This is a genomic window from Cytobacillus firmus DS1, assembly GCF_000565285.1.
Taxonomy (GTDB): Bacteria; Bacillota; Bacilli; order Bacillales; family Cytobacillaceae; genus Cytobacillus; species Cytobacillus firmus_A.
In genome coordinates this window covers 69,518-94,157 of the sequence record NZ_APVL01000014.1, presented here as the reverse complement: position 1 = coordinate 94,157, position 24,640 = coordinate 69,518, and the positions used below count along the sequence as shown (strand labels likewise).

Genomic DNA, 24,640 nt, shown 5'->3' with positions numbered 1-24,640 from the left:
TCACCCCGTGTACTTTATAACCTAAAGCTCCGCAGAGTTAATTATCCATTAAAAAAAGCCCAGCGGCAACTAGCCCTGGACTCTGTTCATCACTTTAAAATCCTGAAAACTAAAGGTATTCGGTATTCCTTGCCTTCATATGCTTTGACTGCAGCTACTATCGTAAAGATAAAAGCAAGGATTCCCACGATCCAAATCGTAAGGACCCCAATTAATATGATCATTAGCACTACGCTGATTGCGCTGTAGATCGAATAGGAAATTAAAAAATTTAAATATTCCTTTCCATGGTAATCTACAAACTCCGAGTCATTCTTTTTCAATAGCCAAATGATCAGCGGTCCGACAAAAGCGGTAAAAAAGCTGGTAACATAGATTGCTGCTGCTATAAGCCTTTCATCATTGGAAGGCATTTTATAATCATTCATCCTGTTTCCTCCTAAGTCAACCTCAAATATAAATGATGTTTCTTTTATATTATTTACGATATTCACTGTAAAAGGTTTCATGTATTTTTATATTTTTTTATATCCCCCCTGCAGCCTTAATTTCCTGTTCTCGATTGGGACAACTTGAATACACATGTTAAAGACAGGCATTGCGCATATACCTTTGCCTATTCTTATACCTGCCTAGGAAGGTGATAAACAGATGATGTCAAAGCTGGAAGCTTTCATTCTGGGAATCATCCAGGGGCTTACCGAGTTCCTGCCTATTTCCAGTACTGGACATTTATATTTGGGGAGACATCTATTTGGCCTTGATGAAGCAGGCCTCTTCCTTGATACAATGCTGCACATAGGAACTTTACTGGCAGTCCTGGTCGTATACAAAAATGAATTGCTTCAAATTATTAAGAAGCCCTTCGGCAAGTTATCGATGCTTCTGATAGTCGGGACGATTCCAGCCGTAATCGTGGGACTCCTGCTGAGTGACATGTTCGATTCAATTTCGAAATCCGGTGTTACAATCGGCTGGGAATTTCTATTTACAGGGTTTATACTCTGGATTGCTGATGGTGTTAAAAAAGGAGCAAAAAAAATGGACAGTATCACGTACGGAGATGCCTTGTTTATCGGCTCCTTTCAGGCTGCTGCCATTTTTCCGGCAGTCTCAAGGTCTGGCTTAACCATTGCAGCAGGCCTCTTCAGGAAGCTTGACAGGGAAACAGCTGCCTATTTTTCATTTCTGTTATCCATTCCTGCCATCGCTGGCGGCATTGTCATGCAGTTTGGCGAATTAATGTCCGGTCACACAGAAGCCATAACCCTAGGCAGCATGTTAATGGCAACATTGTCATCAGCGATTTTCGGTTATGCAGCAGTCGTATGGATGATAAATTTTCTAAAACGAAAATCCTTGAAGATATTTGCTGTATACGTTTGGATATTAGGGTTCATCATTATATTCCTTCAAATGACCGGGACTTTTTAATTTTCAGATGGGGAGGTATCAGAATGGAAGAGATAATTGCCGGCATTTTTGAATTACTCTCCCAGCTGGGTTATGTCGGCATTGCACTTGGGTTAATGGCTGAAGTGATCCCAAGCGAAATTGTCCTGAGCTATGGCGGCTTTTTAGTCAGCACCGGAAAAATCCATTTTATAGGAGCCCTCCTTGCAGGGATTGCAGGCGGAACACTTGCCCAGCTGTTTCTTTACTGGCTGGGCGCATATGGAGGAAGGCCTGTTCTTGACAAATATGGAAAATATCTTCTGATTCAAAAAAAGCATTTGGATGCATCAGAGCAATGGTTCGAAAAGTATGGGACTGGAGTAATTTTCACGGCCAGATTTATACCTGTAATACGGCATGCCATTTCAATACCAGCCGGAATAGCCAGGATGCCTTTATCGGTCTTTACTGTTTACACACTGGCAGCTATGGTGCCTTGGACGGTTCTCTTTCTTCTATTGGGGATGGAGCTTGGTGATCACTGGAGAGACATCAAAGAATATGCAAAACCATTTATCTTGCCGATCATAGTTATTGCTTTGGTCTCCGGCGCTATTTATTTGTTTTATATGAAGAGGAAAAGTTAACATAGCAAATTTACCAAAAGTGTAGAATTCCAATTTTACACTTTTTTTTATTTGAGAGATCGTTGCTGAGAAAACTCTTCACACTTTCTTTTCATTTTTGTAAAATAAAGCAAATACTTAGAATCAAAGGACGATACAGATGAAAATTTTATTAAAAAATGCAATCATTTACCCTGTCACTTCTCCCACCTTCCATGGGGATGTTATAGTAGAAAACGGAAAAATACTAAAGATAGGCAAGAACTTAAGGTCTGATTCAAATGTAAAAATTATAGACTGCCATAGCCACCACCTGCTTCCGGGCTTCATAGATGTCCATACTCATCTGGGTCTTTATGATGAAGGCACAGGATGGGCAGGCAATGATGCCAACGAAACAATTGAACCCTTAAGCCCGCATATTAGAGCGATGGATGGTGTATACCCTCTTGATCCCGCCTTTTCTGATGCAGTGAAATATGGCATAACAACTGCCCACATCATGCCGGGAAGCGCCAATGTAATTGGAGGAACAACCTCTGTTATCAAGACATTTGGGAAAAACATCAGCAAGATGATTATCCAGGAAACAGCCGGCCTTAAAATTGCCCTTGGTGAAAATCCAAAACGGATTCATAGTCATGGCAACAAGGATTCCATTACAAGAATGGGGATTATGGGAATGCTGAGGGAAGCTTTTTATGAGGCTTTACAGTGCGATAATCCCGACTCTCTAAGATTTGCACCGCTTGTCAGAGCGCTCAAAAGAGAAATTCCCGTCAGAATACATGCACACAGGGCAGATGATATTATTTCGGCCATCCGCTTTGCAGAGGAATTCAATCTCGATCTTCGAATCGAACATTGCACAGAAGGCCATCTAATTGCAGACGAATTGGAAGGCTTAAATTTAAAGGTATCAGTGGGGCCGACTCTAACAAGAAGATCGAAAGTGGAACTGAAAAATAAAACCTGGAAAACGTATCAGCAGCTGACAGAGCATGGAGTGGAAGTCTCCATCACTACAGATCATCCATACACACCTGTGCAATATTTGAATATGTGTGCAGCTATTGCAGTCCGGGAAGGCCTTTCCGAGCAAAAAGCCTTAGAAGGAATTACCATTTTACCGGCAAGAAACCTCAGAATCGATCATCAGCTTGGAAGCATCGAGGAAGGAAAGGATGCTGATTTAGTTCTATGGAATCATCATCCATTTCACTTTCTTTCCAAGCCAAAATGGACAATGATAGGCGGAGATTTTGTGTTTAGGGAGTCTTAGAACGGCGTCGAATATTGCTGGTGATATTTGACATAAAATCGCAAAAAAAATAATCAAAAAACCTATTTCCTTTTTGAAATTTTTTTAGTATTATACCTAAAGTGAAGTGTAATTTTGCTTCCTACATGACAGACAATCAAATATCGGAAACGATAGTAATAGGGAAGGCAAATGGTGCGCCACCAGTTATCTGGTTCTAGTGGGTTCGATTCCCACCCCGAAATTTTTTAGCAGCATAATAAAAAATTTCGAGGGTGGACCGAAGGCTCTATTTGGCATGGAGTAGGACTGCCCTCAATTGGAGGGATATCCTATGCTCAAGAAACGTGATCTTCACGACTGCCATGCTTTATTTGATTTAATGACGCACCCTGATGTCTTCCCTTTTGTTCGCCAAAAAGCCAATTGTTATGATGAGTTTATGTTTATTACAAAGCAGACAATCGAAGCAGAAGAACGCGGTGAATTGATTTCACGCACAATTCTTGATGAATGGGGCGCTCCGATTGGGACGATCAATTTGTATGACATCCAGGATAATGCCGGCTTCTTAGGTACATGGCTTGGCAAGCCCTATCATGGCAAGGGGTATAACAAATTAGCAAAAGATGCTTTCTTTGAGGAGCTCTTTTTTGAAACAGGCATTGAAACCATTTTTATGCGGATCCGCAAGGAAAATATCCGCTCGCAAAAAGCTGCAGAAAAGCTTCCTTATGTCATTCTTGCAAATGAAACGAGAAAGTCTGTATATGATCAACTGAATGCTAATGGAGATATTTACAATTTATACGAGATCCCAAAAGATCTATATACTCTTCATGTAATGCGTCATGGAGCAGCAGTCCAAGAATCGTCCCAATTACTGGAGGCTTAAAAGAAAAGCGGAAGCCCCGGCACCTCGAGGAGGTAGGCTGCTTGCGCTAGACAGCTCTTGAAGTACAAAGAAATATACTCTATAAATAATAAAAACGCAAAGCACTTGCATAGAGGCAAGTGCTTCAGTTTGTAGACAAAAAGGGTTCGGAATAGTCTCATTCCGAACCCTTTTTTGATTTTTTGTGGGACCTTAAGCAATAACAGAGAATTGCAGACCTCTCCGAGGTTATCATTTAGGCCATTTCTGGACCTTGCCAAGTCCAGTTGGCCATTTTCTTCAAATTCATGGCAGCGAAAGTAAGCATCGCCTGCATCGACATTTTTTTAAGTCCCCTGAGGGTTGTCCAACGCATGCCATGCTTTTCTTTTGCATCTGCGAATACTCGTTCAATTGTTTCTTTGCGTTTTTCATAGATCGGTTTGACGTCTTGATGGTGGCGAAGATGATCTGCTTCTTCCACGTGTTCCTCCCACACATGGCGTTGAACCAGTTTTTGATGTGCTTGACTCTGTGTGCATTGAGACAAGAAAGAGCATTCAGCACAAATTCGAGGATCTGATTTATATTGACGATACCCTTCCTTTGTAGTCGTTGTATATTTTAATATCTCACCAGTTGGGCAAATGTAACAGTCAAAGTGCTCATCATAAACATACTCATGTTTTCTGAAGAAACCCTCTTTTGTGCGAGGTCGCGTGTAAGGTAAAGCAGGTGTGATGTCGTTTTTCAATAAGTAGCTCGTGATAGCAGGTGTTTTATAGGCAGCGTCTGCCGCAACAGCTACTGGTTTACTAACTTTCTCAATGACTTGTTCTACCAATGGCTCTAAAATATGACTATCATGCGTGTTACCAGGGGTTACAATTGCACCTAACACGAAGCCGTTGCGGTCTGCAGCCGCATGGAAAGAATAAGCGAACTGTTTTGTACGCTCATCTTTTACATAGTAGCCACTCTCTGGATCTGTTGTACTTTCCTTAATTTCTTTGTATTCTTCCTTATCAAACTTATCTGGTGGAAACGGCTTTTTTCCATGATCCTCACGGTCTTGGTTAATCTCGTCTTGAAGGCGTTCTTGATAGGCACGGGTTTCTTTTCGAACCACTTTCTTTTCAAATTTGCGTTTGTTTGCACTCGCTTTTACATGCGTAGAATCTACAAAAACGTGTTCAGCACTAATTAAATTCTTTTCAGCTGCGGTTTTTAAGATTCGGTAAAATATTTGTTCAAAGAGATCAGTGTCTTTAAATCGGCGCTCATAATTTTTACCGAAAGTTGAGAAGTGAGGAACTTTATCGTGAAAGCCATATCCTAAAAACCATCGATAAGCCATATTCGTTTTCAATTCTTCAATTGTTTGACGCATGGAGCGAATACCGAAGGTATATTGAATAAATGTGAGTTTAATTAATATCACAGGGTCAATACTTGGGCGCCCTTTTTCTGAATACTTATCTTTTACCAAGTCATAGATGAATGAGAAATTAATCGCTGCCTCAATTTTGCGAACCAAATGGTCCGCTGGTACAAGTTCGTCTAAAGCAACCATTTCAATTTGATCCCGTTGAATTGGATTATGTTTTGAAAGCATTAAAATCACCTCAAGCATTGTATTACTTCTATTTTAAAACAAAAAAGACTGCAGACAAGCACGATTTTCACCGAGTTTGTCGACAGTCTGAAGCACTTGCATAGAGGCAAGTGCTTTTTATATTCTTTCAATTGATAATATTGGATTCCGGTTCATCTGTTTTTTCTCGTATCCCGTACTGGGACAGCAATTCTTCCAGCTCTTCATTTGTAAGTGTTTCAAAACGCCCGTCCACAAATGAAACTTGAGTCTGATTTGGATTAATCCTATTTATATTGAAGCTCATCCTTCTGCCTCCTTCAAGTCGAGTCCTGGATATGGGTGCTTCTATTTCTACTATCTATACTCGCCGATCGAAGGATTTTTATTCCCATTATGCAAAAGTTCACATAATTGAAACATTTTATTTTAGCGGATTACCATAACTGATTATAAAAGAACTGCTATGAGCCGGCTTCTCTTTAGTATGATATAATTCTCTAGTCACTTTATAGAAAGAGGAAAAATTCATGAATCAGACATACAGCAAAAAACAAAAACTGCATCAGCTGCTGGTAATTTTAGTTCCAATCCTAATAACCCAGCTGGCGATGTACTCCATGACATTTATTGATACTTTAATGACCGGCCGCTATAATTCACAGGACCTGGCAGGTGTAGCGATTGGATCTTCTCTTTGGGTTCCTGTATTCACCGGGCTCAGCGGAATACTCCTTGCTGTTACCCCGATTGTATCCCACCTCGTGGGAGCAGGGATACAGAGTGAGGAAGTTGCTTTTTCTGTCATTCAGGGTGTTTATCTGTCCATTATTATGGCCATCGTTGTATTTGCTGGAGGAGCCCTCTCCTTAAATCCAATCTTAAGCGGAATGAATCTCGAAAACAGGGTCCAGGATACAGCTTTCAACTACCTTGCAGCCTTAAGCACAGGGTTGATTCCCCTGTTTGTCTACAATGTATTAAGGTCGTTTATTGATGCTCTTGGTAAGACCAGAGTCAGTATGATCATCACCCTTCTAACACTGCCAATCAATGCTTTTTTTAATTATATACTTATATATGGCAAATTGGGTTTTCCGGAACTGGGCGGAGCAGGTGCAGGCTATGCTTCATCTATTACTTACTGGCTGATCATGGTTATTTCGATTATTATTATTCATAAAAATTCCCCGTTCTCGAACTATGGAATTTTCAGAAGAATGCATGCTGTTTCTATCGGCAAATGGAAAGAAATCCTTCTTATCGGAATTCCAATCGGCTTATCGATTTTTTTCGAAACCAGCATCTTTTCAGCAGTTACTTTATTAATGAGCACATTTGAAACAGCCGTAATCGCAGCTCATCAGATTGCCCTCAATTTCGCATCACTTCTTTATATGATCCCCCTAAGCATTTCAATGGCATTAACAATCGTTGTGGGCTTTGAAGCGGGGGCTAAGAGATTCAGGGATGCTAAAGAGTACAGCTGGATTGGTGTCGGTATTGCTGTATTTATGGCATTAATTTGTGCAGCCGTTCTTTTGGCTTTCCCAAAAGAAGTGGCATCAATTTATACAAAAGACGACCATGTATTACAATTAACAGCCGCTTTTTTAATTTATGCCATGTTCTTTCAGCTTTCAGATGCCATTCAGGCACCCGTCCAGGGAGCGCTGCGCGGATATAAGGACGTGAATGTCACCTTCATTATGTCCCTTATTTCTTATTGGATCATCGGGCTGCCGTTTGGCTATTACCTGGCCAATCATACGGATTGGGGAGCATATGGCTATTGGATCGGCTTAATTACAGGACTTGCAGCCGGCGCCATTACTTTAACAAGCCGGCTGATTTATCTGCAAAACAGAAAATACCCGGCATATATGGCTTCGAAGTAAATATTAAAAAGGCAGAAGAATCCGGTTCTTCTGCCTTTCGCTTTCATTCCTGATAAATTTTCCCCAGGACATCTTTTCCTCCTGTAACCGGGATTATGCTGCCAGTAATAAAGTCGGATCTTTCATCGGTCAAAAAGCTGATTACACGGGCAATATCTTCACCTGTACCCGGCCTTCCGACTGGTGATGCATGATCCTGAACCTTCACAGCTTCTTCGATATTTTTTTCCTTCCATTCACCGATAATATCTCCCGGACAAACCATATTTGCGGTAATTCCGTTACCGGCCTCTTCAAGTGCAATGGATTTCGTTAAAGATGCTGCGCCAGTTTTTGCAGCCGCGAATGCAGAACGGTATATCCAGCCAGATGCTGATTCTACACGATCAAAGCCAATTGTTATAATTCTTCCCCATCCATTTTCCCTCATTTTCGGGATAAACAACTTGGATAAATAAAAGACCGCATTTAAGTTGCCATTAATAAGGTAATTCCATTGTTCAAAAGAATAATCCAACATCTCTTTTCTTTCGTGCACATAAGGACCGGCATTATGAATGACTATATCGATGACTTGAAAATCATTAAGAGCTTTTTCGGACATCTTTATACAGTCCCCCGGTAAAGAAATATCTCCCTGCAATGCAATATTTTTAGTGCCGAATTTTTCGGTCAGTTCCCTGCACAATGAGACAGCTTCCTCTTGACTGCTACGGTAATTGATCACCAGATCGATGCCTTTAGCGGCAAGTATGTTCGCCGTTCTTTTCCCGATCCCTGTTGCCCCTCCCGTGATTAAAGCAGCTTTATTTCTCACAAAATTACCCCTCAGTATTTAATTATTTTATATACATCGATACCAATATAGTAGTAATTACAGTGTATTAATGCAAATAATAAGAAGCTTTCTTCCAAGATGCAGCAGTTCTGGACCAGCAAAAGAATCCATTATTAACAGATAGGCGCATACCTGCATAGAATATATGGATTAGTATTGAATCATCAGCCGCTGCGGCAGTTTAGCAAGGAAAGGATGAGAAGGATGTTCCCCTGGAATCTTTTTCCGTTTAATAAAGATATGAAGAATCCCCCCAGCCAAATGAAACCGGAGGAAATTGATAAATATATTAAAAATATCATGGGGCAAATGTTTCCTCAGAATATGCAGGGAATGACTGGAGCACCGGAATTTATGAGAGGCTTTAATCCTGCAGCCCCCGGAACTAATCAACAGTCAAATTCTGCACCACTTAATTCATCTGTCTTCGAAACCCATGATTATGTTTTTGTGAGATTTCCAATAAAAAACGAGGACTGGTTAAAAGAAATGAAGCTTTATCACACCTCCAACCAAATGATTATCGAACATATTCCCGATAAAGACGATAAACATATCATAACCCTCCCTGCTATTGTCAGAAAAAAAGGATCCTCCGCCAGCTGCAAAGAGGGCTATATGGAGATAAAAATACCTAAAAATATCGATATGCAATATTCAGAAATAGATGTAACGGAAATATTATAAAGGGGGTCTCCTTATGGAATTGGAAAAATGGAAAGATTTAATCAAAATGACTGCACAATATCAGGATCAGGATTTCTGGGCAACACTTATTTCAACTGGGGATTCCAATCATAATAAGAAACTTTCTTTTTCAGGCCTGGAGCAGGAAAAAATCAATCGTTTTTTGTCAAATCAGGAAATTTTTCCGCGCTGTGACATGTATGAGAACAATGGCAATATTAAAATTGAAGCAGAGCTCCCCGGTATAAGCAAAAAGGATATTAAAGTATCTCTTGTACAAAATGAACTAATTATTAAAGGAAAATGTTCAGCATTTCAGCAGGACTTGCGCTATTTTCTGAAAGAAAGACATAGCAGAGCTTTTGAAAAAGTTCTGACCCTCCCTATACCTGTTGATAAAAATTCGATAAAATCATCATTTGAAAATGGGATACTTTCCATTTCTCTTCCCATCTTATTCGAAGAGGAAGAAAAAATACCCATTTTTGTAAAGAATGAAGAGCAGCTTTAATCAAGCAGCTTATCATAGCAATAAAAAGGGTTTTCCCGGTCCATGAAGATGGTACCTGCTTTAACATATCCATTTTTCTCAAATAAACCTTGAGCCTTTTTATTCAATGAGTATGTATCTGTTCTCATATACGGTATCCCGTTCTTCATTGCGTGATCTTCAGCAAATGCAATTAATCTGCTTGCAATCCCCTCGCCTCTAATCTCAGGATCTACGGCCAGACGGTGAAATACAAAGCATGGCTCATCTTTTCTCCATGAGGCATTTTTATATTCCTCCGCCTGGTTTTGATCGACAGTAATGGAACCTGCGACATTTCCTTCATAGATGGCTGTATACAAACTGCCTGCTTCCACATCAGCTAAAAAATCCGGTTCCTGAGGATAAGTCCGGTTCCATTGATCATTCTCCTCAGATTCCATAATGCTGACAGTCTTCTGGACAATCTCCATTATTTCCTTCAAATCATCTTTTTTCCCTTTTCTAATTTCCATTTATATCACCTGTTGTTTTTCATTTTTAGCAGCTGTTACTAATGTTCCAATGAATGATTGAATACATACATGGTGCTGAAGGAAATACTATACTGAATTAATTCAGGTGACAAGGCAAAAACTCATAAAAAAAAGACAGCCAGAAGAGGCTGCCTTTTAACTATTTAAACATTATTTCCCAATGAACATTTGTGTCCAGTAGTTTCCGTCAGCAACATGGCCAACACCAAGGTGTGTAAAGTTGGCATTCATGATGTTTTTACGGTGGCCTTCACTATTCATCCAGGCTTGTACAACTTCTTCAGGAGACTGCTGGCCCATAGCAATGTTTTCGCCCGCTGTAGTGTATGAGATGCCGAATTGCTTCATCATATCGAATGGTGAACCGTAAGTTGGGCTGTTATGGTCAAAATATCCTTTAGACTGCATATCACGTGATTTTTCACGAGCCACTTTGCTTAGTTCTGCATCCAATTTAAGTGCAGGCACTCCTGCTTTAGCACGTTCCTGGTTCGTTAATTCAAGTACTTTTTTCTCGTAAGCACTTACTTCAGAAGAAGCAGGTGCTGCTTCTTTTGTCTGTTCAGCAGGTGCTTGCTGCTGTGCAGGCTGCTGCGCTGGAGCTTTTGCTGTTTCTTGTGTTTTGGCAGGGGTTTTTGCAGGCTGCTCTGCTGGAGCTGGAGCTGCAGGCTTCTGAGCTTCCTGTTTATTTACTTGAGCATTTCCCCAATTTATATTGTAGTCTTTAAGGTATTTTTGAAGAATGTTATTAATTTGATCCTGACTTAGGTTACCAGATTGAGAGATTGCGATTTTTTTAGCTTGTTCAGGAGTAGGACAATTTGAAGCTGCGTCCGCTTGGTTAGCTCCCGGTGCTGATACTAATAATGCTGCTGCCGCTGCTACTGAGTAAATAACTTTTTTATTCATGTATATAAATCCTCCCTGTGTTTGTTTTCTTTGTTGTGTGGTGCTGTGTGACTTGCACAATCATCATAACACAGGGTTTTTCGTAATATTTCTGGACAGATTTTACATATACATGATTACAGCACACCTAAGAGACTTTTAAACTAGTAAAAATAGACCTATAACTTTTCATAAATCCTTATTTCAATAGGCTTATGATCACTCCAAAATGGGTAAGCGATTTTCTGGTTTTTTTTCTCTGTAGTGGAAGCCGCTCTGAACAAATACCATTTATATACTAAAACATCGCTATTGACAGGTATTTAGGCCGATCGTATTTTTTACTTTTATTACACCAATGTAACAAATGTGATAGGTATATGTACCCGTAAACGGGTATATATGCCCCTAATGGAAAAATCCCTGCAAGATTACTCAATTTCAAAACAAAAAGCAGCCAATGCTGCTTTTTAATGGCTGCCATGATCATTGTCATCCATATTTTCTTCCTGGCTGCCTGAGTTTTTTTCAGGTGGACTGGGCTTGCCGATAACAAATTCCTTTTTAGGCATATTATGCATCCTGCGCGCGGTAACGTGTGAATAAATATAATAGGTACCTTCTTCTTTAAAGCTTTTCTCCAAGCGATAGATCCCGTTTTCAGCATGTTCAACAAGTACTTTTTCATGTTCGTCAGCATTTGCTCTCCAGATCTCAAACTTCACTTCCTCTGCATCTGTAACCTCTTCCTCCCCATAAGTAACCTTTGCTTCAAAAACAACCGGTTCATTCGCTTTTGCTTTTTCAGGGTTTATCGATAACTCGACATCCAGGAATTGCGGTTCTTCTTCAGCTTTATTATTATTGCTGCAGGCAGCCAGGCTAATAATGATCATTACCGGGAGCCAAATATACACTAGTTTTTTCATCATTAAATCTCCTCTTTATTTACTTTATTTCGAGCAGCGGCAGCATAATTCTAACTTTCGTCCCCTTATTTAATTCACTGAACACAGTCAGCTCACCTTGATGAAGCTTAACCAGCTTTTCTGCAATTGCGAGACCAAGCCCTGTGCCTCCATCTGATCTTGTTCTGCCTTTATTCACTCTATAAAACCTTTGTTTAATTTTGCTTAAATGTTCTTCTGAAATCCCTATTCCTGTATCTTCTATTTCAATCAGGCATTGATCTCTCTCTTGAGATAAACGGATGCTTATTCTGCCTTCTGCTGTATACCTGATGGAATTGTCCATAATATTTTGGATAACCTGCTCAATCCTGCCTTCATCTCCGTTTATGATTACTTCAGGATCCAGGCGATATTGCAAATCCACATTTTTTTCACGTAGGATCGGCTTGTATTTTTCAATAGCGTCCTCTATAAGCTGTGCCAATGGAAGTGGCATTTTTTCGAGTTTGTATTCATCAGATTCAAGCTTAGATAAATCAAGTAAGTCTCCCACAAGACGTTCCATCCTTCGTGATTCTCTAAGTATCAGCTGCAAGTATTTTTGCCTTTCCTCTTCGGATTTTTCCATTCCGGAAATTAGAGCCTCACTGTAGCCTTTTACATAGCTGATAGGGGTTCTTAGCTCATGTGATACATTTGCCAGGAAATCCCTTTTCTTTTCGTCTTCTTTTCGTATAGATGAGGACATATAATTGAAGGCATTGGCCAGCTGGCCAATTTCGTCCTTTGAATCAATGTTTAAATGAATATCATAATATCCCTTTGAAACATGTTCAGCTGCATCCTTCATATCCAGTAAGGGCTTTGTCAGTTTTTTAACGAGCATCGTACCTAAAATGATGCTGATAACTGTAAAAACTGCCGCAGCTGCGAGCCATAGATATGCAAAATCCCGGGTAATCTCTGAAATCTTCGCGAGGGGAACATATAAATAAATAATGCCTTGAAGCCGATTATCATCAAGAAGCGGCATAATGACACCCATAATTTTCCGGTCAAACCTTTTTTCATAGCCGAGTTTTTCAACTGGATTGCCTTTAAGAAGCTCTTCACGCTCTGCTTTGCCAATTAGTGTCTGATAGTCAATTTCAAAAGGCAGACAGGCACTAAGCTCTCTGGGATTACTGACTATAAAAATCTCTGTTTCTGATTTTGAATTATACCATTCGATTTTTCCCCTGAGATCCTCTGTCAAAGCACCTCCCTGGTACTCTGACGCCAGGCTTCTCCCTTCAGTCAGCAGGGAGTCTCTGACATTTTCCACATAAATTTTTTCATAAAATAAGTAAGATAAAAAATAGGAATATAAGATCGTTATAATAATCGCTGCTGTTACGGTCAGCCACATTTTTTTAGCCAGGCTATTGGTCAGGAATTTCATTCATCCGGCACCTCGAATTTATAGCCAACTCCCCAGACTGTTTGAATATAGTCACCAACACCAAGCTTCATTCTAAGCGTTTTTATATGAGTATCCACTGTTCTTAAGCTCCCTGTATAATCAATGCCCCATATATATTCAAGCAGCTGTTCCCTGCTTAATGCCTGGTTTTTATGTTCGATAAAAAAAAGAAGCAATTCATATTCTTTAAGAGTAAGCGTGACATGCTTTCCAGCAACTGAGACTTTTCTTGCTTTCATGTCAATTGCGACCTTTCCAATTCGAATAGAATCCATGTCACTTTTTAATCCGCCCGTTCTTCGAAGGACAGCATTGATTCTGGCGACAAGCTCTCCAGGACTGAAAGGTTTGACAATATAGTCATCCCCTCCTATCTGCAGAGCTTTCACTTTATCCCATTCCTCTCCCTTAGCAGATAGAAATATAATTGGCACATTTGATTTTTTCCTGATTTGAGAGCATACTTCAAATCCATCCTCCCCAGGCATCATTATATCCATAATAACTAAGTCCATCACATTATTTTCAAGTATGCCATATGCTTCAAAGCCGCTTTCTGCTGAAAAGCATGCAAATCCTGAATTCCCGAGGTACATTTCAATTAAATGCCTCATGTCTGCTTCATCGTCTATAATCAGGATATTCAGCATATCATTTCACACTCTCTCTAATGACTATTTTAAAAGGACCCTCTCCAACCTTGATACTTTTAAGCGTTTTTAAATTTTCCGGCTCCAGTACATGCAAATCATTGCTATCATAACCGGCCACTAATAGTTTATCTGCTGCAAAAGCCATTTCAAAAGGATTTGCCGCAATCGAAACAGAGGCTGCTACTTCCCCTGATTCATTAATTTTATATAACATATTTGATCCATGGCTTAGGACATATACTTGATTTCCTTGTCCCAGAAAATTAATAGGCATCGAAGCGGCTGGAATTTTCTTTTTTAACTTTCCTGTTTCTTCATCATATACATGGATATTTTGTTCAATATCTAGACCTTCTCCATGTCCGCCAATCCAGATTTCACCGTTTCTCTTATTAAGCCAAGCACCGGCTGCTGAAGGATGGATTGTAAATTCCCCGCTTTTTTCTTTTGATGCAAGGTCGATTATTCCCAGTTTTTCATGATTGAAGCTTAAGACAAATAACTTATTCTCCTCACCAGATTCCAGCAGGGTAAGCGGATCTATCTCAGATTCAACCTGTTTTTCTTCTTCTCCATTTAAATGAAAGAACCTAATTTTGTTTAAATGCTGATCTGCAAAAGCGATTTCATTCGTTTCAAGCAGGATTCCATTTACGATTCCTTCTCCTGTTTCCCAGCTATCAATCAGTTTGCCTTCCTTTAAGGAATAAAGATCAGCCGTTTCAAGCTGTTTTCCATAAAGAAGGATGGAATCATTGTCCGGGAGAATTAAAGCGCCTGTATAAGGTTTCTCCATAGCCCAATCTGCCGCCAGCTCCTTTTTTTCCAGGTCCACAAAAGATATGGTCATATCCTTGATATTCACTGTGGCAGCAAAGCTTATATCCTCGGGTATTGCAGGCTGTCTCTTTTCAGAGCAGGAAGTAAGGAAGGCTGTTATGATCCATAAAAAGAAAAGCCAATACATTTTTTTTGACATACAATTTCTCCTCATGACTATCTTATCTTTATCTTACATTAATATTGTGAGATAAATGTGAAAGGATCTTGAAATCTGCAGTAAACCTAATAATAAATAGGCTCTTTTCGTATAAAATGTTGTTTTCGCTAACAATGTTGTCCGTTGATTTCCACTCCAGGATGCTCGCTTTCCGCGGGGCAGGCGGTGAGCCTCCTCGATGCTGCGCATATGCGGGGTCTCACCTGTCCCGCTACTCCCGCAGGAGTCTCGCACCTTCCGCTCCAATCAACTCAGCAAATAAATAAAAAGTTGCGACAAACCTTGAGAAAAAAGCCATTAAAAAAGGAGGCTTCCCCCCCTATTTCAAACCTTCCGCTTCATGGATATGCATATGGATAAGTGCTGCTTTGGATGTGTCATCCAAGTCTGAATGTGCAATTCTCTTAACCGCAAGGTAAAATTTTTCATAGATAGTCTTACGGACTCTTGGATGGGAATTTTCATCCCTTAGTTCCCTGGAGATTGCTTCCTTCAAAATGTTTTCTGCATTAGTATCCTCTTCGAGTTTCCGGTTATTCCATAGCTTCCGGTATTCATTTAGAAGCTTTTCATAGTCTGGACTCATAACTTGCCACATCCCTTCCAAAACAGGAAACAATTATATTTCCTTAGCTGTATTTTTACATAAATAAATTTATAAATGCAAAAAATACAGCTAATATGCGAGAAAGGAGAATGAGTTATGAATTCACCTTATCGGTGCCCAAACTGTAAAACCAACAGAAGCCGATTCAATATTATTCAGCAGGTGCCTCAATCCATCAAAATGGATCCTCAGACAGGGAATGTTTTGGAAGAGTACAGCAGTGAACAGCTGTCCCCCTTCCATATGCCTTATAAAGGCCCTGATAAAAGGGTGCAATGTGCGGCTTGCGGACTTGTGGAAGACGAGCGGACATTCATCAAATTTGGAGAAAAACAGTAAAATAAATAAAGGCCTGAGATTTTATTCTCAGGCTTTTATTCGTTCACTAACTTATTTTCCTTTAAGAATCTTTTATTATCCACTTTCCATGGGTCTGCCTGTGAAAAGCGCACAAGATAGATGCTGCCACGAAAATGCTGTCTGCCGCGGTTTTTAATAAACCAATCAGCTTCCACGGGCACCTCCATGCTCAGCTCATCAGCCAAATCCTCAGCAGGGAGGACGGGCATCGCACTTAGCCTTACATTTTCTATCCCGGGCAGGAGTTTATTCCAGGCTAAGGGCTGGAGAGAAATCGACTGGACTATCTTGGAATCCTGCTGTTTTAGTCCGGCCATGAATGCACTGATTACTTCATATGGATTGGCATTATTGAGATATCCATCAAGCTTTCCTGCAGCTTTCAAAATCATGAGCTTGTGTGATAAATCCATAAAGTTTGTTCGATGTGTGGTACTGCCGTAAAAATGAATGCAAAAGTGCCCTGGAAAATTATTTTTCAGTGCACCTCCTCCATGGGGCATCCCATGCATGGAAGCCGCTATCCACTGATTTCCATTAATAACTATGATGGCTCGCCGCTTCCAGCTCCATTTTCCCCCATAAATGCTTTTCATTATTTTTGTTTCTTCAGTATTTAATGGCTGAACATCTGCATGATGGCTTCCGGCACGCCGCTGGACCTTAAACTTCTTGCCTGTTTCAACATCCAGAACAGTAAATTCACTGTATTTGGGCAATATCCCATTCACTTTCTCCCATGGCAGCATCTCAATCCGCCAGCCAATTCCCTCCTTACTTGCAGATGTGTGTGTGCCTCCTGCAAAAAGAAGAAAGATGAATACAATGACTATGTTTATAGTTTTCATAAATTCCACTCATTTATAGGTTATTTCGGTTAGGCATTATATAATGAGTTTCTCAAAAAAAGGTTTTCTTCATTCATTAAGTAATAAAAAAATCGCACCATTTGAATGCGATTTCCTTTAAATACCCTGATTAATTAATACTTTCGAGAATTTTTAACCTTTGTTCGATTTCTGCCCAATCAAGTTTCTCTCCAATAAACACCATATTCAGGGGCATATTTATGTTTTCCTGTATATAGAGCGGCATTCCATAAGAAAACTGAAAAAGAAACGGGTACTGAGATGAATTCAGCTTCATATACCCTTTTATTCTGTACACAGTGTCTGGAAGTCCTCTTAGAAAATCCTCAAATTCAGTCTGATTGACAGGCTTTTGAAACTGATAAACGAACGTGCTAAGCTTTAGATCAGAAAAAACATGTGACCTGGATGCCTTGCTCTTTTTCCCGGGTGACATACCTCTTACCTGCTTCACAGCGATCTTTGAGTATGAGGTTAAGATGGTGAAGGCCTGGCTGTTCAGACCCTGAATCTCCATGGTAAGCCGCGCCTGTTCCGCCTCGGAAAGTTCATCTGCTTTATTTAAAATAATTAAATCAGCATGCCGTACCTGCTCAATTAAAAGCTGCTGCACCTGAGGGCTTAACACATTTCGATTAAGCCATCTTGGACCGTCAACAACAGAAATAATGCCTTTTACCTGCATCCTGTCTGCAAAGAGGGGGGAAAGGATACTATCCAGAACTTCAATTGGATGAGCAGCACCTGTAGTTTCAATATAGATCGCTTCCGGCTTCTCAACCATCAATAATTCCTGAAGCTGCGCTTCCAGCTTATCTGAGATGGTACAGCATATGCAGCCATCAAGCAGCTCTTTTAATGGCACATCCTCATCGACTGCGTCCGAGTCAATTGAAACTTTGCCGAGCTCGTTCATCATGACTGCCACTTTTCTTCCTTGCTTCTTTTCATCCTGAAGCAGCTGCTTTAGAAGCGTTGTTTTCCCGCTCCCAAGAAATCCTGATAATATAAATATTTCTGTTTTATTCATACTTTTCCCCTTCTTCACGATCTGCCAGCATTTCTTGAATCATAATCAACATTTTCTTCTCTATTGAATCAATATCCAGGCTGGTTAAATAACCAACGGAATGAAACATTTCCTGTTTGCATTTCCAGATGGGAATATAAGCATTTGGAAAAAATTCATCCTCCGTCTCAATTCCCAGTTCCAGAATGGACTCATAATCATTTTCAAACACATCGTTATCTGATGCATGCCTGCCTTTTATCGTTCTGATCAGGTCCACTGCCAGATTTTCCTCTTCTGTTTGAAAGTCTGTTTTGTACTTATTAAGAAGTTTTTCTGCAAGCTTTTCACATTTTTGTTCAATATCTGATATTTGCCTGCGGGTCTCTTCATTAAGCATCACTATCTGCTTCAAAGGATCACCTCTTTATAGCTATCCTGTCTAATGACCCATTGTATATGATTTTACCAGTCCATACAAACCATAAGACATATTTGCTATAATTTCTATTAAGGATGGTGGAGTTTACATGCTGGAAAATACCGGAGAAAGAATCATACTGGAGGAAATGCCGGTTACTAACGGAATGCTTCTGGAACATTTGGCACGTTACTATTTCGCCCTTTATTACGCTAAAGGGAGAGTGCTTGATATTGCCTGCGGGACGGGGTACGGTTCAAAAATAATGGCAAAAGCCAAGAAAAAAGAAATAAATGAAATTGTGGCAGTAGACATTGATGAGGATACACTGAAATATGCCAGACAGCATCATTATCATCCTCTCGTGCAATATATAAAAGCCAACGCGGAAGATGATTCTCTCCCTGACCAATTAGGACTCTTTGATGTGATTACGAGCTTTGAAACGCTTGAACACCTGGCATCAGAAGAAATATTTCTTAACAGTCTTTTTAAGATGCTAAAGCCAGGCGGGACTCTCATTTTATCCACGCCCTTCGGTGCCGGGAGGGGAAAGCCAACAAATGAGCCCTTCCATTTCCACCAGCTGACTGAAGATGAATTTATTGAACTGTTCAAGTCTTATGGAGAGACGGAATTTTATTATCAGAGAAGTGTTCTAATTGAACCTAAAAGAGAAGGCAAACACTACCCTTTTGGGATTGCAGTCTGCATAAAAAGTTAATGAGGAGCCCGTGGGCTCCTCATTAACTTTTTATGCTTATTTCCGCTATTTCTTTTCAGCATCCAAAAACTGCTTAAGCACTTCTGAATTTTCTTCAAAATCAAGCTGGAGAACCGAACCGGCATGTTCATATGTCTTATTCTCATAACTATCTTCAACAGGTACCCTAAGTGTTTCAATGTCAGTGACAGGATTCATTAAAAACTTCACACCGAGTGATAATGCTTCTTCAACCTTTAAGTCTGTTTCAACATATTTCATTGCCTGGCTGATTACCTCCGGAAACCTTGCTAAACCGGCAGGTGATGAAAATTGGTTCATCACTTCATCTTTAAGCCCAATCAAAATTTCCTGCTGCCTGTCCACTCTCCCGAAATCACTTTGTCCGTCATGGCGAAATCTCACATATGATAAGATGTCACTTCCCTTAAGCTTTTGTTTCCCGGGCTCCAGATCCAGTCCCATATCATCAATCATGGCAGAACTGACTTCCGCTTCAATTCCGTCCGGGGCAATGGCATCAAGCATAGCTGTAAACCCCTTAAAATCAATAATTGCTGTATGATCGATTTGGACTCCGAAGTTTTGTTCTATTGTATCCTTTAATAAATCCTTCCCGCCTATATAATAAGCATGATTCAATTTGCTGTACATATATTTATAATCCGGGATTTTTACATAGCTGTCCCTCATTAGAGAGACCAATTTAATGGATTCTCCGGAAGGTTCATAGCTGGCCAGCACAATGGCATCCGAACGTGAATCCTCTTCTCCTCTGCTGTCGACACCAATCAGCAGAAAGTTTTTCGTTTCATTTTCACTAGCTGAAGGCTTTTTATTTTCCTGTTCGGACTCGCCGATCTCCATCCCCTGCCTTGCATTATTATTATCTTTTTGCTGAAAGGACGTGCAGCCGGATAGTATAGCTGCAGCCAGTAAAAATAGAATCATTATATTTTTCAAGCAAATCACCCCTGCGCTGCTTTATAGTAAAGTTTACTACCATTGTTGGAAAGAGTAGCGCTTTATATACCCACTTTCTGGAAAGCAATACTTGAACTGCCCCCACCTGCCGCTACTTGCTTGAGGAAGGAATCGTCTCGCTTGAAAAATGATGAAAAAAGCTCTCCGAATCGGAGAGCTTAAAATTATGACCCTATTTGCTTTTTCAGCACTTCAGCTGCTTTTTGAATTTGCGTATCGTTTTGGTCGATTTTTTCACGGAGTTTTTCCATCAGCCTAAGAGTAGACTGCCCTGATAATACACCATTTTGATCAAGCTTTTCAGCAGCCTGGAATTCCTTTACAGCTGCTTCCGTTTTTTCATCAAAGAAACCGTCTTCTCTTCCAGGATTATATCCCAGAGCTTTCAGCATAGCTTGAGCTGCTTTAACCTGGGCTGAAGAAGCAGAAAGCTTCAATTCAGTGTCTGGATTAATAAATGGCAGTGCAGCGTATTCCGGCAAGGCCACTTTATGGTCAGGTGTAATTCCCTTTTTATGAATCCAATTTCCATCCGGTGTCAGCCATTTTTCAGTAGTGAATTTCATGTTTGATCCGTCGGAGAAGTCCTGTGCACGCTGGACAGTGCCTTTTCCAAACGATTTTTCACCGACAAGCGGCACATCTGCAGATTCGTGTACTGCCGCAGCCAGAATTTCTGATGCACTGGCACTTCCTTTATCAATCACAACGACTAAAGGTATATTCGGATTTTCTTCACTCTTTGATTTTACTTCTTCTCTGTTTCCATTGCGGTCTTCAATTTGGAATAATATCTCGCCATCCGGGACAAACAGGCTGGAGATTTCCACTGCCTGATCCAGCAGGCCGCCTGGATTCTGGCGAAGATCAAGGATTAATCCTTTCATGCCCTGCTTTTGCAGCTCATTCAGAGTTTCCACCAGTTCTTTAGAAGTATTTTCCGAGAATGTAGTAATCTGTACTTTTGCAATACCATCTTCAAGCATTTCCCCATAGACGGTTTCAAGCGGAATGGTATCGCGTGTAATGGAAATATTCATAGGCTCATCTGTGCCGGGACGCTGAACTGCAAGTTCTACCTTAGTTCCTTTTTCGCCTCTGATCAGCATAACGGCCTCTGTAGAGCTCATCCCCTGAAGGCTTTTTCCATCAACTGATAGAACCTTGTCATTTGGCCTAAGCCCGGCTTTTTCAGCAGGTGAACCTTTCAATGGGGATACAATGACTATGTAGCCTTCCTGTTCCTGGATTTCAGCTCCGATTCCTTCAAATGAAGATGAAATACTCTGATGAAAGCTTTCGGCCTCTTCTTCATTCATATAGTCCGAGTAAGGATCATCCAGCGCTTCAAGCATACCGTTAATAGCACCATTTATAAGGTTATTCTGATCCACTTCCTGGAAATAATTTGCTTTCAGGGTATCATAAGCTGTATACAGCTTATCAAATTCCCTTCTTTCACTTGTTCCCACATCTACTGCCTTTTCATCACCAAAGGCCAGTGCAAAGGTAGTAATTCCAGCTGAAAGGAACACTATAAAAAACAGCAGCATTACAAAATGAAACTTTTTCATGCGGATAAAACCTGAATGGTTATTATCTGGTGTTTCAGAAGTTTCCTTGTTTAAATCTTCATTTTGCAAACTTTTCACCACTTTCGTCACCGTAAAATAACTATGTACAATCCTTAATGATTAGAATAACATTTATCGAATAAATAACAAAGAAAAATGTGTGCAGCGATTGAAAGAGCGCCAGCAAAATATGCGTGGCGCTCTTTCTTATGTCAGGCTACCCCATAGCCCTGGTCTTTTATCGCTTTTATCAAATTTTCCTTATCAGATTTTTCAGGGTCATATTCGATTTCTGCATGTTCATCATGAAAGGCAATCGAGACGCTTGCCACACCATCGATGGAGAGAAGGGCATTTTTGATTGCCTCTTCACAATGGCTGCAGGTCATGCCTGCAACTTTAAGAGAAACTTTTTCCAAAGCATGTGCCTCCTTCTTACAAGTAAACTTAGTTTATTAATACCTCATTTAAGAATGTTTATAAACATCAGCTAAACAAACAGCCGGCAAAAATCACCCTAAATTTAACCGGCATTCTGCATCAGGAAAATAAAAGATTAATGTTTTGCCGGTATAAACATATTTTATTATATAGTCATTTTAATAACCCTCTCCCAATCCTTTTCACCGGCCAGCCCTCTTCTCCCATCACTTTCTTAAGGGGTGAATTTATGATGTTAACCGCAATATTATGGATAAGCTTCGCATTTTCCCTAATCAGCCTAATTGCCGGGATTATGAATCAGTCATGGAAACTTGCTCTATTAAGTTTTTTTCTGCTGCTGCCATTGGGATATTCTTTAACAGGGGCAGAAAATGTGCTTCGCTTTCTATCAGCCCTTCCCGCTGTACCCTTCATTTTAGCGGGTATATTCTATTTTCAATCAGGAAAAAGCAGTCTAAAGGAGAAAGGCAAATAAAAGAGGCCAATTTGGCCTCTTAAATTTTTTTAACAATATTGAAGTACTCCTCCAAAGTCCATTTCTTTTCATAAATGACTTTTGCAGCTTCATGGCCCACATAACGGAAATGCCAAGGCTCATATTTATAACCTGTTATGGCTTCTTTTCCTTTAGGATAGCGGAGAATAAAACCGTAGCGATGTGCATTTTCAGCAAGCCACTTTCCTTCCTTTGTTTCCCCGAATTCTTCTGAAAGTTCAAGGTTTGCACTTCTGCTTGAGATATCCATTGTAAGTCCTGTCTGATGTTCACTGCTTCCGGGAATCGCCACAGCCTGAACCGCTTTTTCTTTACCAACTCTATTTACTTCGGCCTCGAAAACTTCCGATTGCCGTGTAAATGAGCGATAGCCGGAAACAGCAAATAATTCCACACCTTCATTCAATGCTCCGGCAAACAGCTTCTCCAGCTCCTCAGCTGCGTCCTGGCGCATATAGCTCTTTTCCAAATCTAACTTCCCGTAAGAAAATGCGACATCCGGGATCATTAGCTTGGATGGTTCATAGCCATCCGGAAGGCTGAATTGTTTATTCACCAGAACCATCACATTATCAGGGTTCTGGATTATATTTCTGCCATCCACAGCTTTTATATCATTAAAATATGAAGCTTCCAATGAAAGAGGATCCTTTTGAATATCTTCTTTTACTTCATTGTCTGCTTTCCCGGAACTGTTTTCTTCTCTATTTTGTGATTCATTTTCTTGAGAAGGTTCATCAAGGCTTTTATCTTCCCCAAGGAACGGAATTTTTTCAATAAGCGGCTTTGCTTTATCCAAATACGGATCAAGCTGGCTGCAGCCGGAAAGCAGGAGGCTGAGGGACCCTGCCATAATTATGATCTTCTTCATTCAAATTCACCTGTCTTTTTATTTCTTTGCAACATTACTATTTTAACACTACACGTCAACTAGTCCATAATTGTGTTAAAAACAGGACAATCGGCACAAAATATTCTTTTTACAGAAAACACACTCATAAAAAAACTCTTCGTATAAATTGTTGTTTTTCGCCTATCAATGTTGTCCGTTGATTTCCGCTCCAGGATGCTCAGCGAACAGCGGGGCAGGACTTTGAATAAGCTTCCTTTAGTAAACACCGCACGAAGAAAATGCATAGCATTTTCGAGGATCTCGCACCTTCCGCTCCAATCAACTCTGTATATAATATAAAAAAAGCAACAAACCTTGCGAAAACAGCCAAAAAAATAAAACTGGCTCAGGTGAACCAGTTTCATTCTATATTATTCCTTAATAGCAGCTTCAAGTGCCACTTCGATCATTTCATTGAAGGTGGTTTGTCTTTCTTCAGCAGTCGTTTCCTCACCTGTCAGGATGTGATCACTGACTGTTAGGACAGATAGTGCTTTGCGGTCAAACTTCGCTGCAAGTGTATATAGAGCTGCTGTTTCCATCTCAATTGCCAGGATCTGATACTTTGCCCATTTTTCAAGTTCTGAATTGTCATTATAGAACATGTCAGCTGTGAAGACATTTCCGACTTTAAGGTTTAATCCTTTTTCAATACCTGCATCATAAGCTTTTTTCAATAGATCAAAGTTGGCTGTAGGTGCAAAGTCAACCCCTCCGAAAGTGAGCCTGTTCATTTGGGAATCCGTAGAAGAGCTCATCGCCAGGATTACATCGCGAACCTTTACATCTTTTTGAATCGCACCGCACGTTCCTACTCTAATCAGGTTTTGGACATTATAGCTTTGCATCAGTTCATTGATATAGATGGAAATGGATGGAACCCCCATGCCTGTGCCCTGAACTGATATGCGCTTCCCTTTATACGTCCCAGTATAGCCAAACATGTTGCGGACTTCATTGTAGCACTCCGCATTTTCTAAAAATGTTTCTGCAATATATTTTGCACGAAGAGGGTCTCCAGGAAGCAGGACCGTTTCCGCAATTTCATTTTCTTTAGCACCAATATGTACGCTCATAAATTAACCTCCAAATTAGTTCTGAAGCCGCTGTAAATGCTTCCAAGTCACACTATACCATATGTGCCATC

The 24,640-nt window shown here is 40.3% G+C and carries 29 protein-coding genes; 10 read left to right on the top strand and 19 right to left on the bottom strand.

Going from position 1 to position 24,640, the window contains the following annotated elements; translation table 11 throughout:
- Positions 1-89 precede the first annotated feature (89 nt).
- Positions 90-428, bottom strand: coding sequence for a DUF4870 domain-containing protein (locus tag PBF_RS17695; RefSeq protein ID WP_035331596.1), 339 nt, complete (start codon positions 426-428; stop codon positions 90-92).
- 226 nt (positions 429-654) lie between these two features.
- Here PBF_RS17695 and PBF_RS17690 point away from each other — a divergent pair, with 226 nt between their 5' ends.
- From PBF_RS17690 to PBF_RS17675, 4 genes are all read left to right on the top strand, one after another.
- A complete protein-coding gene (locus PBF_RS17690; RefSeq protein WP_035331594.1) occupies positions 655-1,434 on the top strand; it encodes an undecaprenyl-diphosphate phosphatase in 780 nt (259 codons plus the stop codon).
- A 23-nt stretch (positions 1,435-1,457) separates the two neighbouring features.
- Positions 1,458-2,042, top strand: a complete 585-nt coding sequence (locus PBF_RS17685) for a DedA family protein (RefSeq protein ID WP_035331505.1) — start codon at positions 1,458-1,460, stop codon at positions 2,040-2,042.
- Positions 2,043-2,181: 139 nt separating this feature from the next.
- Positions 2,182-3,303, top strand: coding sequence for an amidohydrolase (locus tag PBF_RS17680; RefSeq protein ID WP_035331503.1), 1,122 nt, complete (start codon positions 2,182-2,184; stop codon positions 3,301-3,303).
- Between the two features lie 313 nt (positions 3,304-3,616).
- On the top strand, positions 3,617-4,177 hold the full coding sequence (locus tag PBF_RS17675) for a GNAT family N-acetyltransferase (RefSeq protein ID WP_035331501.1): 561 nt from the start codon (positions 3,617-3,619) through the stop codon (positions 4,175-4,177).
- Between the two features lie 235 nt (positions 4,178-4,412).
- On the opposite strand, the gene PBF_RS17670 is transcribed toward PBF_RS17675, so the two are convergent.
- Together PBF_RS17670 and PBF_RS26575 are read right to left on the bottom strand one after the other, a co-directional pair.
- Positions 4,413-5,771, bottom strand: coding sequence for an IS1182 family transposase (locus tag PBF_RS17670; RefSeq protein ID WP_035331499.1), 1,359 nt, complete (start codon positions 5,769-5,771; stop codon positions 4,413-4,415).
- 127 nt (positions 5,772-5,898) lie between these two features.
- Positions 5,899-6,057, bottom strand: a complete 159-nt coding sequence (locus PBF_RS26575) for a hypothetical protein (RefSeq protein ID WP_200870063.1) — start codon at positions 6,055-6,057, stop codon at positions 5,899-5,901.
- A 223-nt stretch (positions 6,058-6,280) separates the two neighbouring features.
- On the opposite strand from PBF_RS26575, the gene PBF_RS17665 reads away from it, so the two are divergent.
- Positions 6,281-7,648 carry an MATE family efflux transporter gene (locus tag PBF_RS17665; protein ID WP_035331497.1) on the top strand — a complete coding sequence of 456 codons (1,368 nt, stop codon included), beginning with the start codon at positions 6,281-6,283 and terminating at the stop codon, positions 7,646-7,648.
- A 43-nt stretch (positions 7,649-7,691) separates the two neighbouring features.
- Here PBF_RS17665 and PBF_RS17660 read toward each other — a convergent pair whose 3' ends face one another.
- On the bottom strand, positions 7,692-8,465 hold the full coding sequence (locus PBF_RS17660) for an SDR family oxidoreductase (RefSeq protein WP_035331495.1): 774 nt from the start codon (positions 8,463-8,465) through the stop codon (positions 7,692-7,694).
- A gap of 225 nt (positions 8,466-8,690) precedes the next feature.
- Here PBF_RS17660 and PBF_RS17655 point away from each other — a divergent pair, with 225 nt between their 5' ends.
- Complete coding sequence (locus tag PBF_RS17655; RefSeq protein ID WP_035331489.1) at positions 8,691-9,173, top strand: Hsp20/alpha crystallin family protein; 483 nt, start codon at positions 8,691-8,693, stop codon at positions 9,171-9,173.
- 13 nt (positions 9,174-9,186) lie between these two features.
- Positions 9,187-9,684, top strand: a complete 498-nt coding sequence (locus PBF_RS17650; RefSeq protein WP_035331488.1) for an Hsp20/alpha crystallin family protein — start codon at positions 9,187-9,189, stop codon at positions 9,682-9,684.
- On the opposite strand, the gene PBF_RS17645 is transcribed toward PBF_RS17650, so the two are convergent.
- From PBF_RS17645 to PBF_RS17610, 7 genes are all read right to left on the bottom strand, one after another.
- On the bottom strand, positions 9,681-10,178 hold the full coding sequence (locus tag PBF_RS17645; RefSeq protein WP_035331487.1) for a GNAT family N-acetyltransferase: 498 nt from the start codon (positions 10,176-10,178) through the stop codon (positions 9,681-9,683). The two genes, PBF_RS17650 and PBF_RS17645, sit on opposite strands and share 4 nt — an antisense overlap.
- Positions 10,179-10,349: 171 nt before the next feature.
- The gene (locus tag PBF_RS17640; RefSeq protein ID WP_035331486.1) at positions 10,350-11,108 is read right to left on the bottom strand and encodes a CAP domain-containing protein; all 759 of its coding nucleotides are present in this window, start codon (positions 11,106-11,108) and stop codon (positions 10,350-10,352) included.
- 449 nt (positions 11,109-11,557) lie between these two features.
- Positions 11,558-12,016: a FixH family protein gene (locus PBF_RS17630; protein ID WP_035331483.1), complete on the bottom strand. Its 459-nt coding sequence runs from the start codon at positions 12,014-12,016 to the stop codon at positions 11,558-11,560.
- A gap of 19 nt (positions 12,017-12,035) precedes the next feature.
- A complete protein-coding gene (locus PBF_RS17625) occupies positions 12,036-13,439 on the bottom strand; it encodes a sensor histidine kinase (protein ID WP_035331482.1) in 1,404 nt (467 codons plus the stop codon).
- Complete coding sequence (locus PBF_RS17620) at positions 13,436-14,110, bottom strand: response regulator transcription factor (RefSeq protein WP_035331479.1); 675 nt, start codon at positions 14,108-14,110, stop codon at positions 13,436-13,438. The genes PBF_RS17625 and PBF_RS17620 overlap by 4 nt, the downstream gene beginning before the upstream one ends.
- Before the next feature lies 1 nt (position 14,111).
- Positions 14,112-15,092, bottom strand: coding sequence for a hypothetical protein (locus PBF_RS17615; RefSeq protein ID WP_035331477.1), 981 nt, complete (start codon positions 15,090-15,092; stop codon positions 14,112-14,114).
- A gap of 340 nt (positions 15,093-15,432) precedes the next feature.
- Entirely contained in the window at positions 15,433-15,699 is a 267-nt protein-coding gene (locus PBF_RS17610) for a hypothetical protein (protein ID WP_035331591.1), read from the bottom strand.
- Between the two features lie 117 nt (positions 15,700-15,816).
- Between PBF_RS17610 and PBF_RS17605 the strand changes: the two genes are divergently transcribed.
- Positions 15,817-16,059 (top strand): hypothetical protein, encoded by a 243-nt coding sequence (locus PBF_RS17605; RefSeq protein WP_009332565.1) that lies wholly within the window; start codon positions 15,817-15,819, stop codon positions 16,057-16,059.
- A 35-nt stretch (positions 16,060-16,094) separates the two neighbouring features.
- Here PBF_RS17605 and PBF_RS17600 read toward each other — a convergent pair whose 3' ends face one another.
- From PBF_RS17600 to PBF_RS17590, 3 genes are all read right to left on the bottom strand, one after another.
- The gene (locus PBF_RS17600) at positions 16,095-16,928 is read right to left on the bottom strand and encodes a hypothetical protein (RefSeq protein ID WP_035331475.1); all 834 of its coding nucleotides are present in this window, start codon (positions 16,926-16,928) and stop codon (positions 16,095-16,097) included.
- Between the two features lie 130 nt (positions 16,929-17,058).
- Complete coding sequence (locus PBF_RS17595) at positions 17,059-17,979, bottom strand: CobW family GTP-binding protein (protein WP_035331473.1); 921 nt, start codon at positions 17,977-17,979, stop codon at positions 17,059-17,061.
- On the bottom strand, positions 17,972-18,373 hold the full coding sequence (locus PBF_RS17590) for a hypothetical protein (protein ID WP_035331472.1): 402 nt from the start codon (positions 18,371-18,373) through the stop codon (positions 17,972-17,974). Before PBF_RS17590 ends, PBF_RS17595 begins: the two co-directional genes overlap by 8 nt.
- Positions 18,374-18,488: 115 nt before the next feature.
- Between PBF_RS17590 and PBF_RS17585 the strand changes: the two genes are divergently transcribed.
- Positions 18,489-19,103, top strand: coding sequence for a class I SAM-dependent methyltransferase (locus PBF_RS17585; RefSeq protein WP_035331471.1), 615 nt, complete (start codon positions 18,489-18,491; stop codon positions 19,101-19,103).
- A gap of 45 nt (positions 19,104-19,148) precedes the next feature.
- Here PBF_RS17585 and PBF_RS17580 read toward each other — a convergent pair whose 3' ends face one another.
- The 3 genes from PBF_RS17580 to PBF_RS17570 all read right to left on the bottom strand — a co-directional run bounded on the left by PBF_RS17580 (position 19,149) and on the right by PBF_RS17570 (position 22,080).
- Entirely contained in the window at positions 19,149-20,075 is a 927-nt protein-coding gene (locus tag PBF_RS17580) for an LCP family protein (RefSeq protein WP_235192287.1), read from the bottom strand.
- A 176-nt stretch (positions 20,076-20,251) separates the two neighbouring features.
- Positions 20,252-21,730, bottom strand: a complete 1,479-nt coding sequence (locus tag PBF_RS17575) for a S41 family peptidase (protein WP_035331467.1) — start codon at positions 21,728-21,730, stop codon at positions 20,252-20,254.
- A 143-nt stretch (positions 21,731-21,873) separates the two neighbouring features.
- Positions 21,874-22,080 carry a heavy-metal-associated domain-containing protein gene (locus PBF_RS17570; protein WP_035331465.1) on the bottom strand — a complete coding sequence of 69 codons (207 nt, stop codon included), beginning with the start codon at positions 22,078-22,080 and terminating at the stop codon, positions 21,874-21,876.
- 251 nt (positions 22,081-22,331) lie between these two features.
- On the opposite strand from PBF_RS17570, the gene PBF_RS17565 reads away from it, so the two are divergent.
- The gene (locus PBF_RS17565; protein WP_235192286.1) at positions 22,332-22,580 is read left to right on the top strand and encodes a hypothetical protein; all 249 of its coding nucleotides are present in this window, start codon (positions 22,332-22,334) and stop codon (positions 22,578-22,580) included.
- Between the two features lie 19 nt (positions 22,581-22,599).
- Here PBF_RS17565 and PBF_RS17560 read toward each other — a convergent pair whose 3' ends face one another.
- Entirely contained in the window at positions 22,600-23,472 is an 873-nt protein-coding gene (locus tag PBF_RS17560) for a D-Ala-D-Ala carboxypeptidase VanY (protein WP_035331463.1), read from the bottom strand.
- A gap of 392 nt (positions 23,473-23,864) precedes the next feature.
- Complete coding sequence (deoD, locus tag PBF_RS17555; protein ID WP_035331461.1) at positions 23,865-24,569, bottom strand: purine-nucleoside phosphorylase; 705 nt, start codon at positions 24,567-24,569, stop codon at positions 23,865-23,867.
- Positions 24,570-24,640 lie beyond the last annotated feature (71 nt).

Bases quoted from the DNA above. Each gene is read 5' to 3' on its own strand.
- PBF_RS26575 (WP_200870063.1), bottom strand. From the start codon at position 6,057: ATGAGCTTCAATATAAATAGGATTAATCCAAATCAGACTCAAGTTTCA.
- PBF_RS17650 (WP_035331488.1), top strand. From the start codon at position 9,187: ATGGAATTGGAAAAATGGAAAGATTTAATCAAAATGACTGCACAATAT.
- PBF_RS17600 (WP_035331475.1), bottom strand. From the start codon at position 16,928: ATGAAAACTATAAACATAGTCATTGTATTCATCTTTCTTCTTTTTGCA.
- PBF_RS17630 (WP_035331483.1), bottom strand. From the start codon at position 12,016: ATGAAAAAACTAGTGTATATTTGGCTCCCGGTAATGATCATTATTAGC.
- PBF_RS17565 (WP_235192286.1), top strand. From the start codon at position 22,332: ATGATGTTAACCGCAATATTATGGATAAGCTTCGCATTTTCCCTAATC.
- PBF_RS17615 (WP_035331477.1), bottom strand. From the start codon at position 15,092: ATGTCAAAAAAAATGTATTGGCTTTTCTTTTTATGGATCATAACAGCC.
- PBF_RS17585 (WP_035331471.1), top strand. From the start codon at position 18,489: ATGCTGGAAAATACCGGAGAAAGAATCATACTGGAGGAAATGCCGGTT.
- PBF_RS17605 (WP_009332565.1), top strand. From the start codon at position 15,817: ATGAATTCACCTTATCGGTGCCCAAACTGTAAAACCAACAGAAGCCGA.
- PBF_RS17625 (WP_035331482.1), bottom strand. From the start codon at position 13,439: ATGAAATTCCTGACCAATAGCCTGGCTAAAAAAATGTGGCTGACCGTA.
- PBF_RS17675 (WP_035331501.1), top strand. From the start codon at position 3,617: ATGCTCAAGAAACGTGATCTTCACGACTGCCATGCTTTATTTGATTTA.
- PBF_RS17680 (WP_035331503.1), top strand. From the start codon at position 2,182: ATGAAAATTTTATTAAAAAATGCAATCATTTACCCTGTCACTTCTCCC.
- PBF_RS17645 (WP_035331487.1), bottom strand. From the start codon at position 10,178: ATGGAAATTAGAAAAGGGAAAAAAGATGATTTGAAGGAAATAATGGAG.
- PBF_RS17640 (WP_035331486.1), bottom strand. From the start codon at position 11,108: ATGAATAAAAAAGTTATTTACTCAGTAGCAGCGGCAGCAGCATTATTA.
- deoD (WP_035331461.1), bottom strand. From the start codon at position 24,569: ATGAGCGTACATATTGGTGCTAAAGAAAATGAAATTGCGGAAACGGTC.
- PBF_RS17560 (WP_035331463.1), bottom strand. From the start codon at position 23,472: ATGAAGAAGATCATAATTATGGCAGGGTCCCTCAGCCTCCTGCTTTCC.
- PBF_RS17690 (WP_035331594.1), top strand. From the start codon at position 655: ATGTCAAAGCTGGAAGCTTTCATTCTGGGAATCATCCAGGGGCTTACC.
- PBF_RS17610 (WP_035331591.1), bottom strand. From the start codon at position 15,699: ATGAGTCCAGACTATGAAAAGCTTCTAAATGAATACCGGAAGCTATGG.
- PBF_RS17665 (WP_035331497.1), top strand. From the start codon at position 6,281: ATGAATCAGACATACAGCAAAAAACAAAAACTGCATCAGCTGCTGGTA.
- PBF_RS17670 (WP_035331499.1), bottom strand. From the start codon at position 5,771: ATGCTTTCAAAACATAATCCAATTCAACGGGATCAAATTGAAATGGTT.
- PBF_RS17655 (WP_035331489.1), top strand. From the start codon at position 8,691: ATGTTCCCCTGGAATCTTTTTCCGTTTAATAAAGATATGAAGAATCCC.
- PBF_RS17685 (WP_035331505.1), top strand. From the start codon at position 1,458: ATGGAAGAGATAATTGCCGGCATTTTTGAATTACTCTCCCAGCTGGGT.
- PBF_RS17620 (WP_035331479.1), bottom strand. From the start codon at position 14,110: ATGCTGAATATCCTGATTATAGACGATGAAGCAGACATGAGGCATTTA.
- PBF_RS17595 (WP_035331473.1), bottom strand. From the start codon at position 17,979: ATGAATAAAACAGAAATATTTATATTATCAGGATTTCTTGGGAGCGGG.
- PBF_RS17695 (WP_035331596.1), bottom strand. From the start codon at position 428: ATGAATGATTATAAAATGCCTTCCAATGATGAAAGGCTTATAGCAGCA.